This is a genomic window from Limosilactobacillus agrestis (assembly GCF_014145585.1).
In the GTDB taxonomy this organism is placed as follows: Bacteria; Bacillota; Bacilli; order Lactobacillales; family Lactobacillaceae; genus Limosilactobacillus; species Limosilactobacillus agrestis.
Map to the genome: position 1 here is coordinate 18,975 of NZ_JACIVF010000011.1, position 22,393 is coordinate 41,367.

23 protein-coding genes are annotated in these 22,393 nt (G+C 38.7%); 19 read left to right on the plus strand and 4 right to left on the minus strand.

Annotated elements, in window-relative coordinates; all coding sequences use genetic code 11:
• The first annotated feature begins 131 nt into the window (after positions 1-131).
• From H5R88_RS00790 to H5R88_RS00825, 8 genes are all read left to right on the plus strand, one after another.
• Positions 132-1,043, plus strand: coding sequence for a metal ABC transporter solute-binding protein, Zn/Mn family (locus tag H5R88_RS00790; protein ID WP_182577676.1), 912 nt, complete (start codon positions 132-134; stop codon positions 1,041-1,043).
• 7 nt (positions 1,044-1,050) lie between these two features.
• On the plus strand, positions 1,051-1,722 hold the full coding sequence (locus tag H5R88_RS00795; protein WP_182577677.1) for an ATP-binding cassette domain-containing protein: 672 nt from the start codon (positions 1,051-1,053) through the stop codon (positions 1,720-1,722).
• Positions 1,722-2,519, plus strand: coding sequence for a metal ABC transporter permease (locus tag H5R88_RS00800; RefSeq protein WP_182600040.1), 798 nt, complete (start codon positions 1,722-1,724; stop codon positions 2,517-2,519). Before H5R88_RS00795 ends, H5R88_RS00800 begins: the two co-directional genes overlap by 1 nt.
• Positions 2,520-2,655: 136 nt before the next feature.
• Positions 2,656-3,501 carry a pur operon repressor gene (purR, locus tag H5R88_RS00805; protein WP_182577679.1) on the plus strand — a complete coding sequence of 282 codons (846 nt, stop codon included), beginning with the start codon at positions 2,656-2,658 and terminating at the stop codon, positions 3,499-3,501.
• A 3-nt stretch (positions 3,502-3,504) separates the two neighbouring features.
• Entirely contained in the window at positions 3,505-4,872 is a 1,368-nt protein-coding gene (gene glmU, locus H5R88_RS00810) for a bifunctional UDP-N-acetylglucosamine diphosphorylase/glucosamine-1-phosphate N-acetyltransferase GlmU (RefSeq protein WP_182577680.1), read from the plus strand.
• Positions 4,873-4,946: 74 nt separating this feature from the next.
• Positions 4,947-5,936 carry a ribose-phosphate diphosphokinase gene (locus H5R88_RS00815; RefSeq protein WP_182600041.1) on the plus strand — a complete coding sequence of 330 codons (990 nt, stop codon included), beginning with the start codon at positions 4,947-4,949 and terminating at the stop codon, positions 5,934-5,936.
• Positions 5,937-6,104: 168 nt separating this feature from the next.
• Positions 6,105-6,827, plus strand: a complete 723-nt coding sequence (locus tag H5R88_RS00820; RefSeq protein WP_182577682.1) for an outer membrane protein assembly factor BamD — start codon at positions 6,105-6,107, stop codon at positions 6,825-6,827.
• Positions 6,828-6,903: 76 nt separating this feature from the next.
• Complete coding sequence (locus H5R88_RS00825; protein ID WP_182577683.1) at positions 6,904-7,053, plus strand: hypothetical protein; 150 nt, start codon at positions 6,904-6,906, stop codon at positions 7,051-7,053.
• A 311-nt stretch (positions 7,054-7,364) separates the two neighbouring features.
• Here H5R88_RS00825 and yidA read toward each other — a convergent pair whose 3' ends face one another.
• The 3 genes from yidA to H5R88_RS00840 are packed head-to-tail and all read right to left on the minus strand — an operon-like array spanning position 7,365 to position 10,379.
• Positions 7,365-8,186 (minus strand): sugar-phosphatase, encoded by an 822-nt coding sequence (gene yidA / locus H5R88_RS00830; RefSeq protein ID WP_182577684.1) that lies wholly within the window; start codon positions 8,184-8,186, stop codon positions 7,365-7,367.
• Positions 8,186-9,553 carry an HD domain-containing protein gene (locus H5R88_RS00835; protein ID WP_182577685.1) on the minus strand — a complete coding sequence of 456 codons (1,368 nt, stop codon included), beginning with the start codon at positions 9,551-9,553 and terminating at the stop codon, positions 8,186-8,188. Before H5R88_RS00835 ends, yidA begins: the two co-directional genes overlap by 1 nt.
• Before the next feature lies 1 nt (position 9,554).
• Positions 9,555-10,379 carry a lipoate--protein ligase family protein gene (locus H5R88_RS00840; protein ID WP_182577686.1) on the minus strand — a complete coding sequence of 275 codons (825 nt, stop codon included), beginning with the start codon at positions 10,377-10,379 and terminating at the stop codon, positions 9,555-9,557.
• A gap of 147 nt (positions 10,380-10,526) precedes the next feature.
• Between H5R88_RS00840 and H5R88_RS00845 the strand changes: the two genes are divergently transcribed.
• From H5R88_RS00845 to H5R88_RS00880, 8 genes are all read left to right on the plus strand, one after another.
• Positions 10,527-10,937 (plus strand): YwiB family protein, encoded by a 411-nt coding sequence (locus H5R88_RS00845; RefSeq protein WP_182577718.1) that lies wholly within the window; start codon positions 10,527-10,529, stop codon positions 10,935-10,937.
• A gap of 45 nt (positions 10,938-10,982) precedes the next feature.
• Positions 10,983-11,540 carry a DNA-directed RNA polymerase subunit delta gene (gene rpoE / locus H5R88_RS00850; RefSeq protein WP_182577687.1) on the plus strand — a complete coding sequence of 186 codons (558 nt, stop codon included), beginning with the start codon at positions 10,983-10,985 and terminating at the stop codon, positions 11,538-11,540.
• Between the two features lie 174 nt (positions 11,541-11,714).
• Complete coding sequence (gene pyrG, locus H5R88_RS00855; RefSeq protein WP_182577688.1) at positions 11,715-13,319, plus strand: CTP synthase; 1,605 nt, start codon at positions 11,715-11,717, stop codon at positions 13,317-13,319.
• Between the two features lie 269 nt (positions 13,320-13,588).
• The gene (murA, locus tag H5R88_RS00860; protein ID WP_182577689.1) at positions 13,589-14,866 is read left to right on the plus strand and encodes a UDP-N-acetylglucosamine 1-carboxyvinyltransferase; all 1,278 of its coding nucleotides are present in this window, start codon (positions 13,589-13,591) and stop codon (positions 14,864-14,866) included.
• A gap of 92 nt (positions 14,867-14,958) precedes the next feature.
• Positions 14,959-15,204, plus strand: a complete 246-nt coding sequence (locus H5R88_RS00865) for a type B 50S ribosomal protein L31 (protein ID WP_003665599.1) — start codon at positions 14,959-14,961, stop codon at positions 15,202-15,204.
• A gap of 220 nt (positions 15,205-15,424) precedes the next feature.
• Positions 15,425-16,681: a PTS sugar transporter subunit IIC gene (locus H5R88_RS00870; protein WP_231794813.1), complete on the plus strand. Its 1,257-nt coding sequence runs from the start codon at positions 15,425-15,427 to the stop codon at positions 16,679-16,681.
• Positions 16,665-17,555, plus strand: a complete 891-nt coding sequence (locus H5R88_RS00875; RefSeq protein WP_182600042.1) for an alpha/beta hydrolase — start codon at positions 16,665-16,667, stop codon at positions 17,553-17,555. Before H5R88_RS00870 ends, H5R88_RS00875 begins: the two co-directional genes overlap by 17 nt.
• A 49-nt stretch (positions 17,556-17,604) precedes the next feature.
• Positions 17,605-18,309: a class A sortase gene (locus H5R88_RS00880; RefSeq protein ID WP_182577692.1), complete on the plus strand. Its 705-nt coding sequence runs from the start codon at positions 17,605-17,607 to the stop codon at positions 18,307-18,309.
• Positions 18,310-18,777: 468 nt separating this feature from the next.
• On the opposite strand, the gene H5R88_RS00885 is transcribed toward H5R88_RS00880, so the two are convergent.
• Positions 18,778-19,242: a low molecular weight protein-tyrosine-phosphatase gene (locus H5R88_RS00885; protein ID WP_182577693.1), complete on the minus strand. Its 465-nt coding sequence runs from the start codon at positions 19,240-19,242 to the stop codon at positions 18,778-18,780.
• A 130-nt stretch (positions 19,243-19,372) separates the two neighbouring features.
• On the opposite strand from H5R88_RS00885, the gene H5R88_RS00890 reads away from it, so the two are divergent.
• The 3 genes from H5R88_RS00890 (at position 19,373) to H5R88_RS00900 (ending at position 22,351) form a co-directional block, all read left to right on the plus strand.
• On the plus strand, positions 19,373-19,942 hold the full coding sequence (locus tag H5R88_RS00890) for a LemA family protein (protein WP_182577694.1): 570 nt from the start codon (positions 19,373-19,375) through the stop codon (positions 19,940-19,942).
• A 2-nt stretch (positions 19,943-19,944) separates the two neighbouring features.
• Entirely contained in the window at positions 19,945-20,841 is an 897-nt protein-coding gene (gene htpX / locus H5R88_RS00895; protein WP_182600043.1) for a zinc metalloprotease HtpX, read from the plus strand.
• Between the two features lie 130 nt (positions 20,842-20,971).
• Positions 20,972-22,351 (plus strand): UDP-N-acetylmuramoyl-tripeptide--D-alanyl-D-alanine ligase, encoded by a 1,380-nt coding sequence (locus tag H5R88_RS00900; RefSeq protein ID WP_182600044.1) that lies wholly within the window; start codon positions 20,972-20,974, stop codon positions 22,349-22,351.
• Positions 22,352-22,393: the final 42 nt, after the last annotated feature.

The window sequence follows — 22,393 nt, forward strand, 5'->3', positions numbered from 1 at the left end:
TAAAGGACAAGGAGAGAGGAAAGAAGGGCCTCTCTCCTTGTCCTTTTGTTTTTATAGTTGCAATCGAACATAAAATTCGATATGATATTCATTATTCTAAATAGTAACTGTTACGATTAAGAGAGGAAAAAATGAAAAGATATCTTATCGGTGTTAGTAGTATTGTTGCTTTGTTGGTTATAATTCTTGGCTTATCTTTTGTTCCGTGGAAATCACTGGGGAAAAATCAGAAACCGATTAGGGTGGTAACAGGATTAAATTTTTATGGTGAAGTAGCACAAAAAGTGGCCGGCAATCATGGTCAAGTAGTTTCGTTTATTGACAATGCTTCAGTTGATCCTCATGATTATCAACCCAATACTAAGCAAGCACGGCAAGTTGCGAAAGCCAATGTAGTAATTGAAAATGGTCTCGGCTATGATAGCTGGGTAAACAAGCTCGTTAAATCAAGCAGTAATCATAACAAGGTTAAGGTAATTAATGTGGCATCCTTAACCGGAAAGAAAGCTGGCGATAATGAGCATATTTGGTATGCACCTGCGACAGTCGAAAAGTTAGCAAATGATCTTGCAACTCAATATGGTAAACTTGATCCACAACATGCTAAAGATTACCAAAAGAACGCGCAAAAATATTTAGCTTCTCTTAAACCGCTTAATGAAGAGATAGCAAAAGTTAAGCGCCAGGTAAATCCTAGCTCTAATCGCGTGGCAGTAAGTGAACCAGTTTTTGATTATGCCTTAGAAAATGCTGGTTATCAAATTATGGACAAGCATTTTGAAAAAGCTGTTGAAGATGGAAATGATCCATCTCCTAAAGATATTGAAGAAATTCAACAAGCGATCATTAATCACCAGATTGCCTTCTTCGTTGATAATTCACAGACAAATGATAAGGTTGTTGATAATTTAGTTAAACTTGCCCATGAACATGATGTTCCAGTATTAAAGGTAACGGAAACAAAGCCAAATGGGGATGACTATAGGCAGTGGATGCTCAAACAATACCAAGCATTATCACGCATTCAACAAAAGGAGAATTAAGAAAATAATGGCAGTTGTATCAGTTGATGATTTAACGATCGCTTATGGGAATCATACGGTAATCGATCATTTAAGTTTTTCCGTTAATGAAGGAGACTTTTTAGTTGTAGTCGGTGAAAATGGGGTGGGGAAAACGACGCTTGTTCGCTCGATACTTGGGTTTTTAAAACCAAAAAGGGGGACAATAAGTATTCCACCCAGTACCCGAATTGGCTATGTTCCTCAATTTCGTAATATTGATGAGGAATATCCGCTTTCTATCCGCGATTTTGTTGCTTTAAATACTAAACCACGTCTTCTGCCATGGCTGACTAAAAGCGAACGAAACCGTGTTGACAGGATGATTCGTGAAAACAATCTAATAAAGATTGCTGAACGTCCGCTTGGCTTGGCATCAGGTGGTGAGAAGCAGCGGGCATATCTTGCTCAAGCTTTATTGCCTAACCCGAACCTCCTTATTTTGGATGAATCAACGGCAAGTCTGGATAATGAAATGAAGTATGAATTGCTCGATCTGGTAGCTCGTTTCCAACAAAATGGCCTAAGTGTAATGTTTATCACTCATGATTGGGACCTAGCAGAGCAATATGGGACACGTTTTTTGTACCTCTCTCCCGGTACTTATTCCACTGGGCCAATTAACGAGTTGCCCAGTCCGGTAAAGGGGGATAAAAATTAATGTTAACTTTAAGTTTTATGCGTCACGCATTTGTCGCCAGTACATTTATTGCAATTATTTGTGGAATTATTGGAGTCTTTGTTGTTGCCCGAAATTTATCGTTCTTAACGCATACTCTGTCTGAAATTGGGTTTGCTGGTGGTGCTTTTGCTGTTTTTGCTGGGTGGTCAGCGTTAAATGGAATGATTTTGTTTACGATGTTAAGTTCAGTCATTGTTGGCCAAATGAGTATAAAAGAATCACGACGAGAAGCGGTTATTAGTGCGGTTTCTGCCCTATTCATTGGTTTAGGAATCCTTTTCTTATCTTTGAGTAGTCAGTCAGCTAGCTCAGCAACAAGTATTTTATTTGGAAGTGTGGTTGGAATTAGTTTGAATGAGGTATGGCAACTTGTCTACCTGTCCATCCTTGTGTTGATTATTTTGTTGTTGATGTATCGTCGACTTAAGTTTGACTCTTTTGATGCAATTGGGGCGCAAGTCAGCGGAATAAATCAAACAGTCATTTCGGTTGTTTTTTTGTTACTCCTTGCGTTGAGCGTTAGTGTCGCCGCTCAGATAGTTGGTTCCTTGTTAATTTTTATTCTCCTAACATTACCAGCTGCTAGCGCTAAATATTTTACACATGGTGTAGCACGGATGATTATTCTAGCGATTTTATTTTCACTGTTAGGAACATGGCTAGGCCTTTTTCTTGGATATTTGACAGATTGGCCAGTGAGTTTCTTTATTGCAGTAATTGAAGTTATTATCTATGCAGCAGCTTTGGTTTATAATAAGTTTATCGAATCAAATTAATTTAATTATTGGGAAGGTTGAAGTGTTATTTCAAACTTCCTTTTTTCTCAGTAAACACTAAATTTTTTACCGAAAATCCGAACATTTTATGTTAAAATCAATGTTAATTAATCCTTTTTGAAAGGCAGAGAAAAACATGAAAATTAGACGGAGTAACCGACTAGTGGATATGACACGTTACTTGCTTGAACATCCGCGATCATTAGTATCGTTGAAGTTTTTCGGTGAACGTTACGGTTCTGCTAAGTCATCAATCAGTGAAGATTTAGGGATTGTTAAACATACCTTCCAAACTTGGGGACAAGGACGATTAGAGACGATTCCTGGAGCAAGTGGTGGCGCGGTATTAACGCCTTTTTATTCTAAAGAAAATGCTCAAGTGGCCATTGATAACTTGGTTGACCGAGTTAATGATGACTCACGTTTGTTGCCAGGCGGCTATGTTTACTTATCAGATTTAATTGGCCAACCAGAAATTTTGCGGCAGATTGGTAAGTTAATTGCTACTCAATATGTTGATACTGATGTTGATGTTATTATGACAGTTGAGACTAAAGGAATTCCGATTGCCCAAAGTGTTGCGATGTACATGAATAAACCATTTGTTATTGTTCGTAACAGTTCGCATATTACTGAAGGGCCTACTGTGAGTGTTAATTATGTCTCCGGCTCTGTCCAACGAATAAAGAAGATGGAATTATCCCGGCGGACGTTATCAGCCGGGGCTAATGTTCTTGTTGTCGATGACTTTATGAAGGGTGGCGGCACGATTAATGGAATGAAATCGTTGATTAAAGAATTTGATGCTAACTTAGCCGGGATTACTGTTTTTGCAGAAGGCCGTCCAGTAAACGATCAACGGTTAGTGGATAATTGTACTTCATTAATCAAAGTGGAAACCAAAGATGGTACTGGGAAGAAGATCGCAGCCCAAGCAGGGAGTTTCATGGAAAACGTATTTGATAAGAAAGTAGAGAATTAGGAAATGACAAAACGTAATGCAATTATTTTAGCTGCTGGTAAAGGTACACGGATGCGCTCAAAGTTATACAAAGTTTTACACCAGGTTTGTGGTAAGACGATGGTTGAGCATGTTTTAACCCAATTGGAAAAGGCCCAAATTGACAATATCATTACGATTGTTGGTTTTGGTGCTGAAACAGTTGAGCAACAATTAGGTCATCGTACTAAGTATGCTCTCCAAGAACAACAACTGGGAACTGGGCATGCAGTAATGCAAACAAAAGACCTTTTGGCAAATGAAGATGGCGAAACAATTATTGTTAGTGGTGATACGCCTTTATTTACTGCCGAGACCTTTGAAAAGCTCTTTGAATATCATGAACAGCGGCATGCGGCAGCAACTATTTTAACTTCTATTGCGCCTGATCCAACTGGTTATGGCCGGATTGTCCGCAATGATGTTGGAATTGTCGAACGAATCGTTGAACAAAAGGATGCTACTATTCAAGAGCAAGCAATTAAGGAAATCAATACTGGGGTTTATTGTTTTGATAATAAGAAATTGTTTGCAGCCCTTAGTAAAATTACGAATGATAATGCGCAAGGTGAATATTATTTAACTGATGTTATCGGTATTCTAAAGCAAGAAAATGAAATCGTAACAGCCTACAAGATGGATAACTTTGATGAATCGATGGGTGTAAATGATCGTGTTGCCCTTGCCCGCGCAAATAAGGTAATGCGTAACCGGATTAATACTCATTGGATGCGTGAAGGAGTTTCAATGATTGATCCTGAAGCAACTTATATCGATGCGGATGTTAAGATCGGTCGCGATACAGTTATTGAGGGTGGCGTTGTAATCAAGGGCCATACAGAAATTGGTAATGATTGTTATATTGGTGCTGGTTCGCGAATTACTGATTCCAAGATTCACGATGGGGTGAAAATTATTTCTTCTACCCTTCAAGGAGCAGAAATGCATAATGGTAGTGATATTGGTCCTAATAGCCATCTCCGTCCAGAAGCAGAAATTGGTGAAAATGTTCATATTGGTAATTTCTGTGAGGTTAAGAAGGCTTACATCGGTGAAGGAACAAAGGTTGGTCACTTGACTTATATTGGTAACGCTACTTTAGGCAAGAATATTAATGTTGGCTGTGGAGTGGTCTTTGTTAACTACGATGGAACGAATAAGCACCATACCAATGTAGGTGACCATGCATTTATTGGTAGTAATAGTAACTTAGTAGCTCCGGTTAATATTGCTAAAGATTCATTTGTAGCTGCTGGTTCGACCATCACGGATAGTACGGAACAATATGATATGGCAATTGCCCGGGCACGGCAGATTAATAAAGAAAATTATGCTAAGAAGCTCCCGTGGTAACTTGCTTTTTGCCTCACTAATTTATATTATGTAAATGGTAGTAGTATAACTTTTATTAATCAGCGGAGGACCTAATGACACAGCAATATTTTGATCAAAATTTAAAAATCTTTGCGTTAAATTCAAACCGTCCCTTAGCAGAAAAGATCGCTAAGCATGTCGGTGTTGATTTAGGAAAATTATCTGTTAATCGTTTTAGTGATGGTGAGATCCAAATTAATATTGAGGAAAGTGTGCGGGGAGACAATGTTTATGTCATCCAGTCGACGTCGGCACCAGTTAATGACAATTTAATGGAGTTGTTAATTATGGTCGATGCGCTGCGTCGTGCTAGTGCCAAGACGATTAATGTGGTGATGCCATACTATGGTTATGCCCGTCAAGACCGGAAAGCACGGAGCCGTGAACCAATTACTGCGAAGTTAGTTGCTAATATGTTGCAAAATTCCGGTGTTGATCGGATTATTGCACTTGATCTTCATGCCGCACAAATTCAAGGGTTCTTTGATATCCCTGTTGATCATTTGATGGGTGCTCCTCTTTTAGCAGAGTATTTTATCAACCAGGGTGTTGCTGAAAATGCAGTTGTTATTTCTCCTGATCATGGTGGAGTAACACGGGCACGAGCACTTGCTGAGTTCTTAAAGTCGCCAATTGCGATTATTGATAAGCGGCGTCCACGGGCGAACGTTGCGCAAATCATGAATATTATTGGGGACGTTAAGGGCAAGAAATGTATTATGATTGATGATATGATTGATACTGCAGGAACTATTAGTTTAGGTTCGCAAGCATTGATAGATGCAGGAGCAGAAGAAGTCTACGCATCATGTACTCATGCGGTATTATCTGGCCCAGCAATTGAACGTTTACGGAATGCGCCACTTAAAGAAGTGGTTGTGACGGACTCAATCCAATTGCCAAAGGAAAAACAAATCGATAAAATCAAGCAGGTATCGGTTGCTCCACTAATCGGGGATGCAATTAAGCGGATTAACGAAAATCGTCCTGTTAGTCCACTCTTTAAGCAAGTATTCCAAAGTGCACAGTTAGTGAAGAAGTAATTTTAAGTAAACTGGAATTTGAATTTAGTAAATAGAGTGAGGTCGAAAGGAAAAACATTTTCGTTTTCTTTCGGCCGTTCTTGTTTTAAAAGAATATAAAGTTTGAGGAAAGACAAACAGTCATTATCAATTCATGTTATAATACGATGTGAAATAAGGAGGAGAAAAATGACAACAATTAAGTTTTTCAAAAAAGCAATGGTTGGAACAGCGGCGGTCGCTACTATCTTTGCCCTAGCTGGTTGTGGTAAACAATCTGCGTCAAGTAGTGATACAAGCTCTTCCAGCACATCGTCTGTCCGTTCTTCCGAAAGTAAAGCTTCAAAGGCTTATCGTACAGCTAATAAGCTCATTCAAAATCATGATTATGAAGGAGCATATGAACAGTTAAACCAATTAAATGATCATAATGCCCAAACGGAAGCACTTGCTGATGATTTACAAAGCTACATGGATGCTCAAAAGGCATATGAAAACGGTGATTATGATAGTGCTAAGAATAGTTTGAAGTCACAAAAATCAACTAGTACAGCGATGCGCAATGCATATGCTGACTTACAAAGCAAGGTAAGCTCTGCCCAAGGTTCTAATAGCTCACAAACTTCATCATCTACTAATAAGAAGGCAGGTTCTACAAACTCATCAACTCAACAATCGACTCCTGCTGCTAACCAAGCTGCATCTGATGCAACTAGTGATAATGTAGTACAACAATTTGCTAATAAGATGGGCTTCAGTGGTTCTCAAGGTTACCAAATTATGCCAACAGGTAAGGATGGTAATGTTTATAAGTTTGAAGTTCGGCAGAACAATAGTGATAATACTGTTGCAAGCTTAATTGGTATTTACCAATATAACAGTCAAACTGGGGCAGTAACAAAAATCGCTTAACTAAAACGTAATGAAAAGTAAGAGATAGGGTTTGTAAGGGCTTATCTCTTATTTTTTTAATTAAGAAAGGATGGTTATGCACCAGGAATTGTTGTTTAACCAAGCTAATTATAAAAATATTCCGTTAGCTAATCGAGTTTGCCCAACCAACATTGATGGATTTGTTGGGCACCAACATTTACCTGAAAAAGGGAAGGTTATTCGTAAAATCATAATGAGTGACTAGCTGCAACCATTAATTTGGGACTACTTGGAACAAAGTTGCCAAACATTTTATCATCCTAGTATCCAGGGCCGAGAGCCACGTTTTCAGGCGCAAATGGAGTGGCATCGAGAACATGATTAAAAAACGGTGGGGCTATGACATGAGTCAGGTTCCTTTCACAAAAGACAAATAGCGCAGTACAACAATGGCCTCCAACGCTCGGTAAAACCGAACATTGGAGGCCTATTATTGCTTGCGGGGGCTTCCCAAGGCTAGCTTCGCATCGGAAAACGAAGTCACGAGTGATTTCTGTCTCGTTTCCACCGTTTATTTTACTTTAAGACATATTTTGCGATTGCTTGACCAACGCCATCATGATTATTATCACTAGTTGTAACATCAGCAATTTTTAGGGTATCCGGAATTGAGTTTCCCATCGCTACTCCCAAGCCAGCAAATTCGATCATTGAATCATCGTTTTGCGCGTTACCGAGAGCCATTACTTCTTCTTTTTTAATTCCTAGTTCTTTACTAAGTAATTGAAGGGCATTTCCTTTACTTGCTTGTTTATTCATAAATTCCAAATAAAAGTCTTCGCTGCGGACAATTGAAAAGCGATCACGCATTTCTGCCGGAAACTCTGTCCATGCTTTGTCAATTTGTTCTTTAGTATCAACCATCATTGCTTTGGCGATAACGTATTGATCTTGCATTTTGGAAAGTTCTTCAAAGGTGCGGTAACGGATTGGCATACTTACAAGATCTGACTCGTAGACGGTATATGGACTTAGATCTCGATTAATTGTGTAGATGTAATCTCGGGTTTCAATTTGAGACTTGATGCCTTCTTTAATACAATAAGTTTGCCAGTCGGCATAGTCATTGAAAGACATTGTGTAATTAACCAAGACGTTGCCACTGGTTGATTGAGCTAGGGCACCGTTGAAGCTAATAACAAATTCGTTATCTGAATCATTTAAGCCCAATTGGTTAAGGTATGCTTTTACGCCGGTCATTGGGCGGCCAGTGCATAGGACGATCTTTACTCCTTGTGCGCTGGCTTTTTTTATTGCGGCAACAGTTTGTGGTGTGATTTCACGCTGGTCATTGATTAATGTTCCGTCGATATCGATTGCGACTAATTTAATTGCCATTATTTTTGCTCCTTTGGGTTAATAATATGATTATTCTTGATATAGCTTTGAAATTCTTCATAGATTGGTTCGAAAATTTCGATATTGTTTCGCATTTCAAGCATCTCTTTTGGGAAAAAGAACCGTTGATCTCCGGCTTCTCGTCCTGATACGCTAGCGACTAAGGTGCTAACTTGGGATAGTTCGATAAAATCACCGTTGGGTTGGAGAAGCTCGATTTGGGTTTGAGCATTAGAATCTTGAGGATGATAAGTATCGTATGGAAGTTTAAAGCTATCGTTAACTGCGGTGTAATACTGACTATTAAATCCAGCGGTTTGGATTAGTTTTCTTAAAGTTGGTAAAAGCTTTTGTGTATTTTTATCATAAATGACTGATTTAAATGGGCGACGGTTAAGAAAACGACTAGCAAGATCACTTAAAATTTCATCACGGGAATGTGTCCAATGAATAAAATAAGTGGTTAAAACACCGTCATCAAGCGCTAAATAGTCATCAAGGGTGAATTTACCATTAAAAAAAGGCATAAGCATATGGGGGGTAAAATCAGGCTCAAAGTCATTCGGGTGCTGGTAAATATATTTTGCCCGCATTAAGAGGTGGTCTAAGATAACTTCCATCGAACGCGAAACAGGATGAAAGTAGACTTGAAGATACATTTGTAGCCGACTGATAATATAATCTTCTACTGCGTGCATTCCCGAAATTTCAAATGCAATGCCACTTTTAACGGGGCGCATAACGTGGAGAACCCGATCAAGGTCAAACTTTCCGTAGTTTGTTCCCGTATAATATGCGTCACGTTGTAAGTAGTCCATCCGGTCCGCATCAACTTGACTTGAGATCATCTGAACTACTTGAGGATTCTCATAAGTATGGTCGATCACACTAGCAACTTGGTGCGGAAAGTCAGGTGAGACACGTCGCAGTATTTTGTTGATATTAGTGCTACTATCAGTGATCAACTGCCGAGTGATTTGTTCATGGTTGGTATGGAAAATATGCTCAAAGGTGTGGGAATAAGGACCGTGCCCTAAATCGTGGAGGAGGGCTGCGCATAAAGCAACTGGCCGTTCATGGTCATCCCAAAGCCCATCATCAGGATGTTGACAAGGGTAATTACGCTGAAAATAGTTGCACATTTGGCGAGTGATTTCATAGACTCCCAAGCAGTGACCAAAACGGGAATGCTCAGCCCCATGAAAGGTAAAAGATGATGTTCCTAGTTGCTTAATTCGTCGCAATCGTTGAAACTCGGGAGTGTTAATTAAGTCCATAATAATTTGATTATCGACAATAATTTGTCCGTGAATTGGATCACGAAAAACCTTTTCACGGTGTAGCTTTTCGTCATAAAAGTAATTCATATTAACCTTCTTTCTTTAGACGTTCTTGTAAACGTTCCATGCTGATTAGTTCTCTATTGAGGGTAGATATAAAATTAGGTGACCACATTAAATTATTAAGACTATCAGGAGCAGTAAGTGGTACAACTGCTTGGATTTGTTGAATTACGTCGGGGACATTTAATTGAATGTTGAGAACTTTAGAAATAGTTGTCATTGCTCCTGGCCAAACGTCTGGAAAATGCCACTTATTTTGATTTTGTTGCAGGCCAGTATCGTAAAAATCACGAATTAGTTTTCCACGCTCTTGTTGATTACCGCAAATACTTAAGTAGAGCATTACCGTAACGCCCATTTTGTTCCGTCGTTGAGAAATACCACCGATTTTTTTGCCGTTAACGCTGATATCGAAACTTCCCGGGCAATACGAATGGGTGATTTCACCAGTAGCAATTTTTAAGTTTGGGATGGCCTCCTGGATTAGGTTAACCATTCGTTGGTAGGCTTCGTCAATAGTTAATTCATGATCCTCAAGATGCCAAGGATAGAAAATTGACAAGTTTAAGATACCGTCGTCACTAACAACTGCCAATCCTCCTGAATTACGTATAAAATAATGAAAACCACGATGAGTAAGCAAATTAAGGGCTGTTGATAAATGGGGCAATCGTTGGTCCTTTAATCCTAAAATAACCGTATCTTCTAATGTCCAAAAATGAAGAAGGGGGAATTTAAGGTCGTTGGCTGAACGTAACAAAGCGTTGGTATAGATGAAAGATGAAAGATTGTCTGAGGGAGATAAAGGTTGAATAAACTGTTGAAAACATTGATTCTTAAAATTAGGCATCGTACTTCTTCTTTTCTGTGAAATAATATATCTATATTATACAAGAACTCGTGAGAACATGGACGTTTCACGGGGTATTTATTAGTAAAAAGAGTATAATAATGGCGATGAGAAAAGCGAAAGGAGGAGTTTATTATCAAAAGCGTAATTCCTGTCCATGTAGATCTCTCAACGATCATTGATCAGAATGGACAGCAAGAAAAATTTACCTTTACCGAAGAAGGTACTTTTGTTGAAATGAATGGTAAGTATTATTTACGGTACATTGAACACCAAGACGGGCAAGAAACTCCTGTGCAAATTAAATTTGAAGATGAGTTGATCCGTTTAAGAAGGCGTGGAAATGTCGAAACAAACCTATTTTTAGACCCAACACAAGAAACCATCATGCGGTATCAAACAGGATACGGCATGATTAAAATTGAGGTGTTAACAGAAAGTTTGGAAAAATACGTTGATGTAAAGGCCCCAGCTGGTCACCTTTCTGTTAAGTATCAACTAAAACAAGCGGGACAATTAATAGGGAGTTATCAACTAGAATTGCAATTTAGCGCTTAATATTGTATGATGTAGTTTAGACTTTTTGAAGGGATGTGCACCAATTTGGATTTAAAGGTTTTTGACGGTCAGGACAAATCAGAACTTTCAATGATTGAAGTCGCACACGCTATTTTAGCTCACCATGGAGAAGCAATGGCGTTTGTTGATTTGACCAACGAGGTTCAGCAATATCTGGGTAAGAGCGATGAGGAAATTCGTGAGCGTCTTGCACAGTTTTATACTGACTTAAATGTTGATGGCAGTTTTATTTCCCTTGGTGACAACACGTGGGGTCTGCGTGCTTGGTACCCATTCGAATCTATCGATGAAGCCACGGTTGGTGAAAACGAAGAAGATGAAGAGGATGATCGTCCAAAGAAGAAGCGGCGTAAAGTCAATGCTTTCCTCGCAGACACCGATGACGATGACGATGTAATTGACTATGATAATGATGATCCTGAAGATGAGGATCTTGATACTGACGATGACACTGATGACGATGAAGATTATGATGATGACGCTGATGACTTCAGTGATGACGATGATGATCTTGATGATGGTATCGAAGGTCAACTGTCAGAATTACATGATGAGGAAGACGATGACGAGGATGATGAATAATTTTCAACTTTGAGCTTGACTATTATTTGTTGACCCTGTATTATCTTTCTTGGGCGCCTGTAAAGACAGGCCAATAAGTTCGTAGATAAATAAGCTCCCTGTTTCATTGCTTTATTTGAAATAGGGAGTTTTTCTATTATCGCACCCACAAATATAAAAAAGGAGTAGACGACAATGACGAAATACATTTTTGTAACTGGTGGAGTTGTATCATCATTAGGAAAGGGAATCGTTGCTGCCTCTTTAGGACGATTATTAAAAAATCGGGGCCTAAAAATTGCAATTCAAAAATTTGACCCTTATATCAATGTCGATCCCGGTACGATGAGTCCATACCAACACGGTGAAGTGTTTGTGACTGATGATGGAACCGAAACAGATTTGGACCTTGGTCACTATGAACGTTTTATCGATAATGATCTAAATAAATATTCAAATGTTACAACGGGTAAAATCTACTCTGAAGTTCTTCGCAAGGAACGCCGTGGGGATTATCTTGGGGGAACAGTACAAGTTATTCCCCATATCACTAATGCTATTAAGGACAAGATTAAGCGTGCCGGTGAAAGTACCGATGCTGAAGTTGTAATTACCGAAATTGGTGGGACTGTTGGGGATATTGAATCTCAACCATTTATGGAAGCAATTCGCCAAATGAAAGAAGAAGTGGGCAGTGAAAATGTACTGTATATCCATACTACCTTAGTACCATATCTTCGGGCTGCTGGTGAAATGAAGACTAAGCCAACCCAACATAGTGTGCGCGAATTACGTGGTTTAGGAATTCAACCTAATATTTTAGTTGTGCGGACAGAACAACCAATCACAGATGATATGCGAAAGAAGATCGCCTTATTCTGTGACGTTGATCCTAAGGCTGTTGTTGAATCAATGGATGTCCATACCCTGTATGAAATTCCATTGAACTTACAAAAACAAGGAATGGATCAATTAGTTGTCGACCACTTTGGTTTAGCTGTACCAGAAGCTGACATGACAGAATGGACAGAAATGGTAAATCATATCGAACATGACTTAACGAAGACCGTTAAGATTGCGATGGTTGGTAAGTATACTGACTTACAGGATGCTTATATTTCTGTTAATGAATCATTGCGTCACGCCGGTTATCCTGTAAATGCTAAGGTGAAGATTGACCACTTTAATGCTGAAAACATTACGCCAGAAAATGTTGAAGAGACCTTGAAGGATTATGATGGTATTCTTGTTCCTGGTGGTTTCGGAAATCGGGGAGTCGAAGGAATGATCACTGCAATTCAGTATGCGCGGGAAAATGATGTTCCTTACCTCGGTATTTGTTTAGGGATGCAGACAGCATGTATTGAATTTGCACGGGATGTGTTAGGCTACACTGACGCAAACTCAACTGAATTTGATCCAAACACTAAACACAACATTATTGACTTGATGGCAGATCAAGCTGATATTGAAGACATGGGAGGGACACAACGGCTTGGTGCATATCCATGTAAGCTTAAACCAGGAACGGTTGCTGCAGCGGCTTATGGTAATCAATCAATGATCAGTGAACGGCACCGTCACCGTTATGAATTTAATAACGACTACCGTCAAGAAATGGAGAATCATGGCTTGGTTATTTCCGGAGTGAACCCAGATCGGAATTTAGTTGAAGTGGTAGAAATTCCTGATAAGAAGTTCTTTGTGGCAGCTCAATACCACCCAGAATTCAAATCTCGTCCTAACCACCCTGAGGGATTATTTGCTGCATTTGTAAAAGCTGCTGTTGAGGACAAATAAAAATTTAAAGTGTATAATATATTTAATACAAGAGATGGGGGCAAAAACGTCACTTCTCTTGTTTTTTAATTTAGTATAATTGTTAAATTTTAAGTTAAATATGCTGATTTTGGGCCTGACCTTATGATTTTTTTTAAGATTGTTTATAAAAGGTTGTAATTCTTTTGATATTTCATTATCATTACAGTTGACTGTTTTGTAACTGAAATAATCATTAACTTAGCTTAAATGAAAAACAGACTAAAATTTTTAAGTGAGGAAACGCAGAAATGAAGAAAATGATCATTCAAGGAGGAAACCGTCTTTCTGGCGAAGTCACGATCGGTGGTGCCAAAAATAGTACAGTTGCTTTAATCCCAGCTGCTATTCTTGCGGATACCCCTGTAGAGTTTGACACGGTTCCAGATATCTTGGATGTTCACAATCTGATGATTATTTTGGAGTCAATGAATGTAAAGTCCGAGTTTAGTCACGGAGTTTTAGATATTGATCCAACACAAATCGTAGAAGCTGAACTTCCAAGCAAGGCAATTAAAAGTCTTCGGGCTTCCTATTACTTTATGGGTGCATTATTAGGTCGTTTCCATCGCGCGACATTAACATTTCCGGGAGGCGATAATATCGGCCCCCGCCCAATTGACCAACACTTAAAAGCATTTAGAGCACTTGGAGCAACCGTTAGCGAAGAAAAAGGTACTGTCCATTTAGATGCGCCGAATGGCTTACATGGGTCTCGGATCTTTTTAGATATGGTATCAGTTGGTGCAACGATTAATGCTATCTTAGCAGCTGTTCGCGCAGAAGGAACAACGATTATTGAAAATGCGGCTCGTGAGCCAGAAATTATTGATTTAGCAACGTTTTTAAATAATATGGGCGCTAAAATTCGGGGTGTAGGAACCGATACGATCCGGATCACTGGAGTAAAGACTCTCCAGTCAATGAATACTCATACAATTATTGCTGATCGAATTGAAGCAGGAACATACTTATCATTAGCAGCAGCGCTTGGTGATGGGATTATGATCCATAATGTTATTCCTGAACACTTAGAATCATTTACTAGTAAGATGATTGAAATGGGTGTTGAACTTCAAATCGATAGTGATAAGATTTATGTACCAAAGTCCAGTCACTTACACCCAGTTACTGTTAAGACAATGCCATTCCCTGGGTTTGCTACTGATTTACAACAACCGCTTACCCCGTTGATGTCGCGTGCTGACGGTGATAGTACGATTGTTGATACTATTTATCCAAAGCGGGTAAAGCATATTTCCCAATTACAAAAAATGGGGATGAAGATAGAAGCGCATGATGGGATGATCGTCGTTAAACATACGGAAAAGTTACATGGCGCAGAGGTCCTTGCAGGTGAGATTCGTGCAGGAGCAGCTTTGACGATTGCTGGATTAATGGCAGATGGGCAGACTATAATTAATAATGCTGGAAATATTTTACGTGGTTACGATCGGATTGTATGGAAGCTTAATCGCCTTCATGCTAATGTTTCTATTGAGGACGATTCTTCAGTAAAAATTGGTTAGAAGTTGCGTACTTCTTTAAATCGTGGTATCCTGTTAAAGTTGATTATCTATGTTTCAGGCAATGATTCATGGCAAAAGGAGCGTAATAAATTATGAAACAAGGAATTCATCCAGATTATCATCCAGTAGTTTTTGAAGATTCATCTACTGGTTACAAGTTTCTCTCTGGCTCAACAGCCACTTCAAGTGAAACTGTTAAGTGGGAAGACGGTAACGAATATCCATTAATTCGGGTTGAAGTTACTTCAGATTCACACCCATTCTATACTGGTAAGCAAAAGTTTACTCAAGCCGACGGTGCTGTCGACAAGTTCAACAAGAAGTACGGTCTCAAGTAATCGAACTTCTTAATAATAAGAAACCGGGAAAACTGATTGTTTTTCCGGTTTTTGTTTAATAGTTATTTATTGAGATTACTTGGAACCTTTAAGTGTGCAGGATACTATTTATGTATAATGTTAATAGTTGCGAAAGTTAGGTCTACTTATGTATGAAAAAATAATTAATCGAGTTGTTTCGCTTCATCATTATTCTTTTGTGAGGATAATACGCCAAACATTGATTATAATTTTTCCAATTGTTTTTATTGGAACAATGGCGAAGATGATTTTAAAAACATTTTTTAAACCAGATGGCTTTATTTATAATATTGCTTTCCTGGATAGAATTCCTCAGAGTGTATTACGGCTCATTGATTTTATGTTAACAAGTATCGGCCAATTAACGTTAGGAATTTTAGGAGTCTATATTGTTTATATCGCAGCTGATCTTACTGCTAAATTATATCAACGCGATGGTAAATTTGCGGGAATTACAGCAATTTTAACCCTTCTTTTAATGGCATACCGATATGATAAGTTACCATCGTCTCCTTCCTTTAATTTTTATCAGCGCCTGCTTAACGGTAATAGCCTTTTGTTTGTATTGGCTCTTGGATATGGGATCGGGCAGTTTTATCGCGTGCTAACGCCTTCTCAAATAACGTTCCCGCAAAATGGAAGTAATCCTAATTCATTACGATTGTTGCAAAAACGAGCATTTAGTTCTATATTGCCTCTGATTATTAGTATTAGTTTTGGGGTAGTAGTAGCAATATTCTTAAATTCTAATACAATCTATCATGCATGGTTTAATAGCTATTCTTCATTAGTTAGTGCTGCGCAAGAGCATCGTCAATTATGGTTAACTTTATTAGCATCAATCGGTATAACGTTAATGGATTGGCTAGGATTAGGGGTTCCATATAGTACAATGGCAATGTCCGGTGAATCATTTACTGTTAACTTAAACTATGCTCTTGCCCACGGAACCCCATGGAATGTTCCTTATAAGTATTTAGGAAGTTCCCTCTATAATTCATTTGCTAATTTTGGGGGTGACGGTTTAATCCTTGCACTGATTGTAGCAATCCTTTTGACTTCTAATGGATCGTATATGCACCGAATTGCTCGTTGGACAGTTTTACCCACGCTTTTTAATTTTAACTATGCGACAATCATTGGGTTACCAGTTCTATTTAACCCCCTCTTTATCGTTCCATTTATATTTCTGCCGATTATAAATATTTTACTTGCAAGTTTAGCGATTGCCATTCACATAATACCGTCAACCCCTTATCCGGTTCTTCAGGGAACACCAGGCCCACTAATTGGATTTCTTGGGACAAATGGTAACTGGGGAACACTTATTTTTACTTTAATTTTGCTTTTGTTAGATATTGTTGCGTATCTTCCCTTTGTAAAATTAGCATTAAAGGTTGAGTACCGTTTGACGCTCGAAGAAGAGGATGTGGTTAGTCATGGGAAAAATAACTAAAATAACTCTCCATAGTCACTTAGTCTTAGTGTGCTTAATGGTTCTTTTGATTCTTATGGCTATTCCGGCATATTTTTGGATGAAAGATACGAATAAATCTTTAGCTGCCCAGCATAACTCGAGAATGTCGCCAGTAATTATGGTGCCAGGTAGTTCAGCTACTCAGAATCGTTTTAATCCGTTAATTAAAAAAATTAATGAGGACAGTCCCAAAAAACATAGTGTATTACGATTAAAAGTCAAAAATAATGGGGAAATTACTTCAGAAGGATGGATTAATCGGGGAGATAATGAACCAATTATTGTTATTGGTTTTGAAAATAACCATGATGGTTACCAAAATATTAAAAAGCAGGCTAAAATGGTTAATCAAGTTATCGAGCGGCTAACTGAAGAATATAATTTCAATAATTTTAAGGCGTTTGGTCATTCTAATGGTGGTCTGGTTTGGACATATTGGCTTGAACATTATTATACTGAATATAAGGATACAATCATAATTAAAAAATTGATGACCTTGGGTACACCATATAACTTTGCAGAATCTTCTGTGAATCACCCAACGCAAATGTTTTCTGATTTTGTAAAATATCGAAATCGAATTCCCAAAAATTTATTAGTTTATTCTGTCGCTGGTACAGAAACTTATACTTCAGATGGGTTAGTCCCAGAAGGAAGCGTTGATGCCGGCAAGTATATTTACCAAAAACAAGTTGCTCATTATACAAGTATGACTGTTACTGGAAAAGATGCCCAACACTCTAACTTGCCAGAGAATAAACAGGTGGTACGGTTAATTGAAGAATACCTACTAGATCTAAATGATAATGGTAACCCTAATTCACAAAATAAGCAGGGGACTACTCAAAGCTAATTAAGCAAGCTATACTAAATTTATAATAAAAAGTAAGGGGCTCAATATCGTGAAAAAAGATAACAAGCGATCATTTGAATGGTTACGGTGGACAACGGTTGTTATTCTGTTATTGATATCAGTTGTTTTGATTTTTAACCAACAGATTAAGTCTTACATAGTAGGGAGCTATAAACCGGAGATTACTCGCCAAACGGTTCAAAGTAACCAAAAGAAAAAGGCAACCTATGATTTTCAAAGTGTTAAAGATCTTAACCTCCAAACAGCTGCGAAGGCTCGTGCAAATAAGCAATCGATTAATACCATTGGAGCAATTACAGTACCCGCTATTAAGATGACGCTTCCAATTGCCAATGGGGTTGATAATACAACGCTCGCATTAGCAGCAGGAACTCTTCGTCCAGACATGAAAATGGGGGAAGGCAACTATGCGTTAGCTGGTCATAATATGGCCCACGGGAGTAAAATCCTCTTTTCACCATTGTACTATCATGCTAAGGTAGGCCAGATGATTTATATCACAAACATGGATCGCGTTTATGAATATAAGATTTATCAACGTCAATTTATTGCGGCAACCCGTGTGGATGTGGTAGACAATACGCCTGAGAAGATTATTACTTTGATTACCTGTGATGCAACTGGTGCTAATCGATTGATGATTCGCGGAAAATTTGTTAAATCCGAGCCATTTACTCAAGCACCACAGAAAGTACAGAAGAATTTTAGTGAGAAATATACGACAGGTCGTTAAAAATAAGGGGGGAATGAGGCAGAAGTCACTCATGACTTCTGCCTCGTTCTCCCGCAAGCAACAAGAGGCCTCCAATGTTCGGTTTTACCGAGCGTTGGAGGCCATTGTTGTACTGCGCTATTTGTCTTTTGTAAAAGGAACCTGACTTGTGTTACAACCTCTCAGCTGCTTTCACTAATAACAGCTAGATAACGTGGAACTAGCCTCGCGTCGGTACAAGGCTCAAGTTTGAACGATAATCCGTCCTTACCGGTTTATTCTTAATCTACTACCTTGTCGAGGAGTTTATTTTTGCTTAACCTCTTCTCCTTTTTTATTGACCAGTTTTTGCCAATATTTGTAATTCATTTCAAACTAATAAAAACACAAGGACTTTAAAATAAGTGTGAAAATTTATATAACAGCGCATTGATGAAGATCCAGCTAATAGATGGGGTCGTTGAAATTTCCGGATTCAATCAGTTGTTGTTAGTGTAATTCTTTAGTAATTTTATCCAGCCATAATGGTAATGTTTCATTTAGGCTATTGTAAGTATCTTCAAAGCGGTGAGTATACCATGGATCGGGGATTTCTTGATCTGCTTTGTCTGGAATTACTTCATATGCTAAATGGACTTTATCCCGGTCCTGAGCTGGGGCAATGCGTTGCAAGTTGTACTTGTTCATATTATCCATACAGATGATGTAATCAGCCCAATTGAAGTCTTGCCGCGTAATCGGACGTGAAATTAGGCCATCTGTTGATAAACCGTGCGCGTGCATTGTCCTTGTGGCACCTGGGTGAGGACCGTTTCCTTCTTCTTCGTTACTTGTTCCAGCAGAATCAACATTGATTTTGCCATTTAATCCTGCGTCATCAACCATTTGCTTAAACAATGCCTCAGCCATTGGTGACCGACAAATATTTCCTAAGCATACAAATAAAACGTTCATGTAATCACCTCATTTATACTTCTATCATACCGAAAAAGATAATATTTTGCTAAAATCTTCGGTAAGCTTCACACTATCCTTAAGTTTTTGGTAAAATTAAGGATAAATATTTTTTAGAGGAGGAACAAAAATGACCCTTATTATTATAATTGTTGTCATTGTCTTGCTGATTGCTATTTATGCCGGCCTTTACAACAGTTTGATTCAATTGCGGACACACGCACAAGAATCATGGAGTCAGATTGATGTTCAATTACAACGACGTAACGACTTGATCCCTAACTTAATTTCAACAGTCAAGGGCTATAGCAAGTATGAAGCGGGGACCTTGGAAAAGGTAACAAAGCTTCGGACAGAATTAAATAGTGTTCCAGATAGCGATCATGCTAAAAAAATGGAAGTTTCTAATGAGTTAACGGGAACTTTACGGACCCTGTTTGCGGTTGCGGAAAATTATCCCGACTTAAAGGCAAGTGCTGAATACCAAAAATTAATGGAAGAATTAACCAATACTGAAAATAAGATTGCCTACTCACGGCAGCTTTATAATAGTACTGTTGCTGCTTTAGATGCGAAGATTCAATCTTTTCCAAGTAATATTGTGGCTAAAATTCATCATTTTCAACAAATGGATTACTTACAAGTTCCAGGAGAAGCTAAGGCTGTGCCAAAAGTTTCATTTGATGATTTAGGTGATTAAGCATGTTATATCAGCAAATTGCCCGTAATAAACGAAAAACAATTTTAGTGATGTTTGGGTTCTTTGTATTGCTTGCTTTAATTGGAGCAGCAATTGGATATTTATTTGCGCGGACAGCGATTGGTGGCATGATTATTGCTGCAATTATTGCGGTAATTTATATGTCCGTGATCATTGGTCAATCGACTGATGTAGTAATGCGGATGAATAATGCGACAGAGGTGCGGTCAGCGAGTGATGCGCCAGAGCTTTGGCATATTGTTGAAGACATGGCTTTGGTAGCACGGGTACCGATGCCTAAGGTTTATATCATCCATGATCCAAGTCCCAATGCTTTTGCGACTGGTAATGATCCTGAGCATGCTGCCGTGGCCGCTACTACTGGTTTAATGGAGAAGATGAATCGTGAGGAGCTAGAGGGGGTAATGGCCCATGAAATGACTCACGTTCGTAATTACGATATTCGCCTGCAAACAATTGCGTTAGCCCTAGCATCTGCAATTGCAATGCTTGTCAATTTTGCTGGAAACTTCTGGTGGATTGGTGGTCGTAGCAGTAGTGATGATCGAGATAATCCGTCAAGTATTTTTGCAATTCTTGGTTCGATCCTCTTGATTATTTTGGCGCCGTTAGCAGCAACCATTGCTCAGATGGCACTTTCACGTAATCGGGAATATTTGGCTGATGCTGGTGCTGTTGAATTAACCCGTAATCCACAAGGGATGATTAGTGCACTAGAAAAACTGAAAACTGCTATCCCCATGAAACATGTGGATCCCAGCAGTTCGGCGTTATATATTAGTGATCCAGAAAAGAACGCGAAACATCATCCCTTTTCAAACCTATTTGACACTCATCCACCGTTGGATAAGCGAATTGAACGGTTACGTCAAATGTAATAAATTGATCGAATGAGACTGGGAAAAGCAAATTTTTCCCCAGTCTCATCGTTTTTAATCGCCTTATACTAGTGAGGGTGATATAATTAAAAAGCTAGACCAAAGTATCAAAAGAAGAGGTATCTTTTTCATGAAAATGAAATTAGCGGAAATTGCCAAGGCAATTAACGCACAAAATGACATTGAACAATGGAAAGACGTAGAAGTGACTAGTGTGTCATTTGACAGTCGACACTTAGATCAGGGGAGCTTATTTATTCCGTTGCAAGGTGCCCAGGATGGCCACCAATACGTACCGAGTGCTTTTACCAATGGCGCTGTGGCTAGTTTATGGGCTAGTGACCATGAGATAACAGATCTGACTCACCCGCTATTAGTTGTTAACGATCCACTAGCGGCTCTTCAACAACTTGGTAAGTACTACTTACATAAAATCAATCCAATTGTCGTTGCGGTTACAGGAAGTAATGGTAAAACGACGACTAAAGATATGATTGCGTCGATTTTAAGTACTCAGTTTAATGTCACAAAGACATATGCTAATTTTAATAATGAGATTGGGGTTCCAGTAACGCTTCTTAATATGGAGTCTAATACAGAAGCGATTGTAGTTGAAATGGGAATGGATCGTTTTGGTCAACTTGACTTCTTGAGTAAGCTTGTAAATCCGGATATTGCTGTGATTACAATGATTGGGGAAGCTCATATAGAATTCTTCGGGACTCGTGATAAAATTGCCGACGCAAAGATGGAAATTACCCATGGCCTAAAGGAAGATGGAACATTAGTATTTAACGGTGATGAGCCTTTATTAGAGGAACGGGTAAAAGACATTACTCAACGACAGATGCGCTTTGGTCGGCAACTAAGTAATAATTTGTATGCAACAAGTGTTCACGATGAACCACGGCAGTTATCATTTACTGTAAATGAATGGCCGGATGAAGAATTTACCATTCCAATGGTCGGTGAATACAATGTTAATAATGCCTTAGCTGCAATGGAAGTTGGGAAGATTCTGCATATTACTCCCAATCACATGAAGCAAGCGTTGGCAAATGTTGAGTTAACGGAAAACCGTGCTGAATGGGTTAAGGGGAAGAATGGAGAACAAATCTTAAGTGACGTTTACAATTCAAATCCTACCGCTGCCAAGGAAGTTCTTAAGACAATTGCAGAGACTCCAGTAAACGGTCGCCGAATCGCCGTGTTAGGAGACATGTTAGAATTGGGAGATGCCGCGCCTGAGTTGCATGCTAGCTTAGTAGAAGAGATTGACCACCAAAAGATTGCTAGTGTTTACCTTGTGGGTAAACAAATGAAAAATCTTAAAGATAAGTTAATCCAAGAAGGTTACCCAGCTGAAGATATTCATTATTATGCTGCTAGCGACCTTCAACAATTAATTGCTGATCTGACATCTACTTTGACAGGTGAAGATATTGTTTTATTGAAAGCAAGTCACGGCATTCACTTAGAAGAAGTTTTGACGGCATTAAAAGTAGAATAGTTAATGTATTTGCCAGTCGATTGCTGATGCTTACATCATAAA

Excerpts from the sequence above, each read along its gene's own strand:
- glmU (WP_182577680.1), top strand. The coding sequence starts at position 3,505 with ATGACAAAACGTAATGCAATTATTTTAGCTGCTGGTAAAGGTACACGG.
- pyrG (WP_182577688.1), top strand. The coding sequence starts at position 11,715 with ATGACGAAATACATTTTTGTAACTGGTGGAGTTGTATCATCATTAGGA.
- H5R88_RS00820 (WP_182577682.1), top strand. The coding sequence starts at position 6,105 with ATGACAACAATTAAGTTTTTCAAAAAAGCAATGGTTGGAACAGCGGCG.
- purR (WP_182577679.1), top strand. The coding sequence starts at position 2,656 with ATGAAAATTAGACGGAGTAACCGACTAGTGGATATGACACGTTACTTG.
- H5R88_RS00815 (WP_182600041.1), top strand. The coding sequence starts at position 4,947 with ATGACACAGCAATATTTTGATCAAAATTTAAAAATCTTTGCGTTAAAT.
- H5R88_RS00875 (WP_182600042.1), top strand. The coding sequence starts at position 16,665 with ATGGGAAAAATAACTAAAATAACTCTCCATAGTCACTTAGTCTTAGTG.
- H5R88_RS00795 (WP_182577677.1), top strand. The coding sequence starts at position 1,051 with ATGGCAGTTGTATCAGTTGATGATTTAACGATCGCTTATGGGAATCAT.
- H5R88_RS00800 (WP_182600040.1), top strand. The coding sequence starts at position 1,722 with ATGTTAACTTTAAGTTTTATGCGTCACGCATTTGTCGCCAGTACATTT.
- H5R88_RS00885 (WP_182577693.1), bottom strand. The coding sequence starts at position 19,242 with ATGAACGTTTTATTTGTATGCTTAGGAAATATTTGTCGGTCACCAATG.
- H5R88_RS00790 (WP_182577676.1), top strand. The coding sequence starts at position 132 with ATGAAAAGATATCTTATCGGTGTTAGTAGTATTGTTGCTTTGTTGGTT.
- murA (WP_182577689.1), top strand. The coding sequence starts at position 13,589 with ATGAAGAAAATGATCATTCAAGGAGGAAACCGTCTTTCTGGCGAAGTC.
- yidA (WP_182577684.1), bottom strand. The coding sequence starts at position 8,186 with ATGGCAATTAAATTAGTCGCAATCGATATCGACGGAACATTAATCAAT.
- H5R88_RS00825 (WP_182577683.1), top strand. The coding sequence starts at position 6,904 with ATGCACCAGGAATTGTTGTTTAACCAAGCTAATTATAAAAATATTCCG.
- H5R88_RS00835 (WP_182577685.1), bottom strand. The coding sequence starts at position 9,553 with ATGAATTACTTTTATGACGAAAAGCTACACCGTGAAAAGGTTTTTCGT.
- H5R88_RS00900 (WP_182600044.1), top strand. The coding sequence starts at position 20,972 with ATGAAAATGAAATTAGCGGAAATTGCCAAGGCAATTAACGCACAAAAT.
- H5R88_RS00840 (WP_182577686.1), bottom strand. The coding sequence starts at position 10,379 with ATGCCTAATTTTAAGAATCAATGTTTTCAACAGTTTATTCAACCTTTA.
- htpX (WP_182600043.1), top strand. The coding sequence starts at position 19,945 with ATGTTATATCAGCAAATTGCCCGTAATAAACGAAAAACAATTTTAGTG.
- H5R88_RS00865 (WP_003665599.1), top strand. The coding sequence starts at position 14,959 with ATGAAACAAGGAATTCATCCAGATTATCATCCAGTAGTTTTTGAAGAT.
- H5R88_RS00890 (WP_182577694.1), top strand. The coding sequence starts at position 19,373 with ATGACCCTTATTATTATAATTGTTGTCATTGTCTTGCTGATTGCTATT.